Below are 4,569 nucleotides of genomic sequence, written 5' to 3' on the forward strand. Positions count from 1 at the left end.
GGGTGGGTGGTGGCCCAGCCGGAGGCGGTGGCGGCGGAGATCGTGCCGAGTACGGCGAGGCCGATGGCGCCGCTGGTCTGGCGGACGGTGTTGAGCAGCCCCGCGGCCAGGCCGTTCTGTGCGGCGGGCACGCCGCTGCTGGCGACCACGGTGATCGGGGTCAAGGCCGCCGCCGTACCGAACCCGAAGACCCCGACCGACACCACGACCGTCAGCACGTAGGACCGGTCCACGCCGAGGAACGCCGCCACGCCCAGCGCGCCCGCCGCGCCGACCAGGCAGCACCCGGCGGTCACGCGGCGCGCGCCGAACCGCAGCGTGAGCCGTCCCGCGGCCTGGGCCCCGGCGAACATCGCGACTCCGACCGGCAGGTAGCCGAGCCCGGCGCGCAGCGGCGACCAGCCGTGGACGTCCTGGAGGTACAGCGACAGCAGGATCGGGCTGGCGAAGAACCCCAGCCCGAGCAGGAGCATCACCGCGTTGCCGCTGCTCACCGCGCGCAGCCGGAAGATGCCGAGGGACAGCAGCGGCTCGCGGGCCCACCGCGCCTGGTGGACCACGAAGACCGCCAGCAGCGCGAGCCCGCCGCCCAGAACGGCCTGGCCGCGAGCCTGCATCACCCCGTACGACACGCCGGTCAGCGCGGTGGTGACCAGTACCGCGCCGACGAGGTCCAGCCGGGGACGGCGGCCGGGCGCGTCGTGCCGGGGCAGCCCGCGCACCGCGCCCACCAGGCCGGCCACCCTGATCGGGACCGTCACGAAGAACACCCACCGCCAGCCCGCCCACTGGGTCAGCACCCCGCCGACCACCTGGGCCACGGTGAAGATCATCCCGGTCAGCCACATCGCCCGCTGTCCGAATAGACGATCCCGCACCCGCCGCGAGGCCGAGCCCTTGTACCGGCGTCCCCAGGCGAGCTAGTGTGACCGTTGACTGGATTTCGTAATTGGTCAAAGGATGGCACGGGATGGATGAGCGAGCGGACCGGATTCTCGACGCGGCACGCGGCCTGATCCTGCGCCTGGGCTACCGCAAGGTCACGGTCGAGGACATCGCCGCCGCGGCCGACGTCGGCAAGGGCACGGTCTACCTGCACTGGCGCACCAAGCACGAGTTGTACGAAGCGCTGCTGCTGCGCGAGGCCATCTGGCTGATCGAGGACCTGATCGCGATGCTGCGCCGCGATCCGGCCACCGTCCGGCCGAGCACCTTCGCCCGGGAGTCCTACCTGGCGACCGTGCGCAGGCCGCTGCTGTTCGCGCTGTTCACCGGCAACGTGGAGTACCTGGGCAAGCTCGCCCGCCACCCGCTGCGCAGCCACGACCTGCTGGCTTCCGACCGGTTCTTCGCGGTGGTGGACCGGTTCGGGCTGACCCGCCAGGACATTCCGCACAGAGAGCAGACGGTGAGCGCCGTGTCGGCGTCCTTCTACCTGCTGGACGCCATCAGTCCGGACACCTTGGCGCTCACTCCGGAGGACAAGGCCGAGGCCCTGGCGTTCACCATGCGCAACGCCTTCGAGCCCGCGGGCGAACCCGCTGCCGAAGCGCTCGCCGCGGCGGCGGCGGAGTACATCGCCGTTTTCGAAGAGCTCATCCCGCCCTACCGCAAGTGGATCTACGACTGAGGAGAGCGATGGACCACATCAGCGAGCGGTACGCGTTCCCGCAGGACAAGTGGTGGCTGCACGGCCGCAGGCCGCAGGCGCCGGTGGTGCTGGAGGCCGACACCGGGGTGTGCCACGTCTACGGTCATCCCGAGCTCCAGGAGGTGTTCGCCGACCCGGCGACGTACTCCTCCGACATCACGCGCATCATGCCCAAAACCGGCGACACCATCTCGTTGGAGGGCTTCCTCACCCAGATGGACCCCCCGGAGCACGGCAAGCTGCGCAAGCTCGCCAGCCACGCCTTCACCCCGAGGGTCATCGCCGGCCTCGAACCGGCGATCACCACCCTCACCGGCGAACTGCTCGACGCCGCGGCCGGCCGGTCCCGCTGGGAGCTGGTCTCCGAACTCGCCTACCCCCTCCCCGTCATCGTCATCGCCGACCTGCTGGGGGTGCCCGCGGGCGACCGCCCGCTGTTCAAGAAGTGGGCGGACGCGATGTTCGAGACCGACCAGAAGATCTCGCTGGCCGAGGAGGACCTGCGTCCGGACGACGGCGGGGCGTCGCTCCAGGCGTGGCACGAGCTGACCGCCTACCTGGCCGGGCACACCGCCGAGCGCAGGCGCGCCCCGCGCGCCGACCTGCTCACCAAGCTGGTCGAGGCCGAGGTGGACGGCGAGCGCCTGCCCGACGAGCAGGTGGTCAACTTCGCGATGGTGCTGCTGCTCGCCGGGCACATCACCACGACCATGCTGCTCGGCAACACGGTGCTGCTGCTGGACGCACATCCGGAGCTCCAGGCCCGGGTGCGCGCGGACCGTTCGCTGGTCCCCGCGGTGATCGAGGAGTCCCTGCGGTACCTCACGCCGTTCGCCGGGTTGACCCGGATCACCAACCGGGAGGCGGTGCTCGGCGGCGTCACCATCCCGGCCGACCAGTTCATGATGGTCTGGCCTGGTCCGGCCAACCGCGACCCCCGGCAGTTCCCCGACCCGGACGTCTTCGACCCCTTCCGCGACCCCAACGCGCACGTCGCCTTCGGCCGCGGCATCCACTTCTGCATGGGCGCGCCCCTGGCCCGCCTGGAGGGCCGCGTGGCGCTGAACCTGCTGCTCGACCGCTTCCCGGCACTGCGCGTCGATCCGGACGACAGCCCGGAGTTCCTGATCGCCCCGACCATGACGGGCCTGCGGAAACTCCCCATGGCCTGACCCAGGCCGACGTGTTCAGAAGACGTTCTTCGGGTCAGAAGACGTTCTTCAGGAACGGCAGCAGCGCCGCCGCCGTACGTTCCGGGTGGTCCGACATCGGGTAGTGGCCCGCGCCGTCGATCACGACGGCCTGGCCGCGTAGCAGCGACGCCTGGGTGCGGGCCTCCGCCGCCGGGTCAGGGAAGTCGGGCTCCTCGGCTCCCATCAGGACCAGGGCCGGGCAGCGGACCTCGGAGAGGACGTGTTCGGCGTCCGGTCCGCGGTTGAGGAGCATGGCGCGCATGGCCTCGTGCCGCTTGCGGTCGCGCAGCATGGCGACCAGCCTGGCGCGGTGCGCCGCCAGGTCGGCGGGCTTGGCCGTGGGGTGGGCGACCTTGTAGTACAGGCTCCACAGCCGCTGCGAGGCGGCGATCAGCCGGACGAGCGCGCGGAGGGCCGCGTTGAGCGGGATGGCCCGGATGAACCCGTCGATCGGGACGATCCCGGCCACCCGCTCGGGCGCGTCGGTGGCGGCACGGACGATGGCCCCGCCTGGGTAGGAGTTGCCGAGCAGGACCGCGCCGGGCGCGTCCAGCGCCTCCAGCAGGGCGACGATGTCGCGGCCCACCGCGGCCTGGGAGTAGTCGTCCCATCCGGCCGACGACTCCCCGTGGCCGCGCAGGTCCATGGTCACCACCCGGTACCCCGCCTCGACCAGCAGCGGGCGCAGCAGCCGGTACGCCTCGCGGGTGTCGCCCAGGCCGGGCAGGCACACGACGAGCGGCCCTTCGCCTGCGGAGTCGTAGGCCAGCCGGCCGCCCGGTACGTCGATGAACATTTCCCGACCTTCCCTAGCTGAGGACGTCGACGGCGAGACCCGCCGCGAGCAGGAGTGACATGACGACGCCCGAGACCACCGCGCGCCAGGTGTCGGTGGCGCGTCGCCGTACCGAACGGAAGTACAGGACCGCGCCGGCCACCACCAGGACTCCCTCGATCACGGCCGTGGCCCACGGGGTCTGCCACAGCCCGAGGCCGAGCAGTGGCAGGTCACCGGCGTTGCCGGGGAGCAGCGGCAGGTCGGCCCAATGGACCAGCGGGTCCAGCGGCCAGTGGCTGAACACCACCGCGCCGAGCACCAGCCCCGGCCATCGGCGTCGTGGTCCGCGCGGCCGAGAGCCTGGGGGTGGGCGCGGGCGCTCTGGGCCCGGCCGAGCGGGCGGGGTTCCTGTCCACCGCGGGCGAGCGGCTGTCCTTCGGACATCCGCCACCAGATGTACCTGGAACGGTTCGACTCCGCCGCCCGGGGGCCGCTGCGGCACCAGATCATGCCGATCTACTTCGCCCCGGACCAGATCGAGGCCGCCGTACGGCTGGGCCTGCCGGACCGGGCCGCCGGGGCGCTGGCCCGGTTCGAGCCCTGGGCGACGGCCGCCCGGCATCCGTGGGCGGAAGCCGTACTGCACCGCTGCCACGCCCTGCTCGCCGACGACGACGCCACCGCGGAACGGCACTGGCGGCTCGCCACCGACGCGCACGCCGACGCCAACCGGCCCTTCGAGCGGGCCCGTACCGACCTGCTCTACGGCGAGTGGCTGCGCCGCGCCCGCCGCAAGAACGAGGCCCGCACCCGGCTGCGCGGCGCCCTGGAGACCTTCGACCGCGCCGGCGCCCGCCCGTGGTCCGAACGCGCCCGCGCCGAACTCCGCGCCACCGGCGAAACCGTCACCGCCGGCGCCCCCGACCTGATCGCCCTCCTCTCCCCCC

At 72.6% G+C, this 4,569-nt stretch carries 5 protein-coding genes and 1 pseudogene; 3 read left to right on the forward strand and 3 right to left on the reverse strand.

Features of this window, described 5'->3' with window-relative positions; translation table 11 throughout:
- A partial coding sequence (locus C1I98_RS35660) for an MFS transporter (RefSeq protein WP_199537472.1) occupies positions 1 to 878 on the reverse strand: 878 nt, incomplete at its 3' end.
- A 92-nt stretch (positions 879 to 970) separates the two neighbouring features.
- Between C1I98_RS35660 and C1I98_RS35665 the strand changes: the two genes are divergently transcribed.
- Positions 971 to 1,630, forward strand: coding sequence for a TetR/AcrR family transcriptional regulator (locus C1I98_RS35665; RefSeq protein ID WP_111171708.1), 660 nt, complete (start codon positions 971 to 973; stop codon positions 1,628 to 1,630).
- Between the two features lie 8 nt (positions 1,631 to 1,638).
- Positions 1,639 to 2,823, forward strand: coding sequence for a cytochrome P450 (locus C1I98_RS35670; protein WP_111171709.1), 1,185 nt, complete (start codon positions 1,639 to 1,641; stop codon positions 2,821 to 2,823).
- A gap of 34 nt (positions 2,824 to 2,857) precedes the next feature.
- Here C1I98_RS35670 and C1I98_RS35675 read toward each other — a convergent pair whose 3' ends face one another.
- Both C1I98_RS35675 and C1I98_RS44680 read right to left on the reverse strand, forming a co-directional pair.
- On the reverse strand, positions 2,858 to 3,640 hold the full coding sequence (locus C1I98_RS35675; RefSeq protein ID WP_111171710.1) for an alpha/beta fold hydrolase: 783 nt from the start codon (positions 3,638 to 3,640) through the stop codon (positions 2,858 to 2,860).
- Between the two features lie 13 nt (positions 3,641 to 3,653).
- The gene (locus C1I98_RS44680) at positions 3,654 to 3,941 is read right to left on the reverse strand and encodes a hypothetical protein (RefSeq protein ID WP_233508466.1); all 288 of its coding nucleotides are present in this window, start codon (positions 3,939 to 3,941) and stop codon (positions 3,654 to 3,656) included.
- A gap of 135 nt (positions 3,942 to 4,076) precedes the next feature.
- Here C1I98_RS44680 and C1I98_RS35685 point away from each other — a divergent pair.
- A pseudogene (locus C1I98_RS35685) lies at positions 4,077 to 4,569 on the forward strand (helix-turn-helix transcriptional regulator); the annotation flags it as partial.

Source organism: Spongiactinospora gelatinilytica, from assembly GCF_003236385.1.
GTDB lineage: Bacteria > Actinomycetota > Actinomycetes > Streptosporangiales > Streptosporangiaceae > Spongiactinospora > Spongiactinospora gelatinilytica.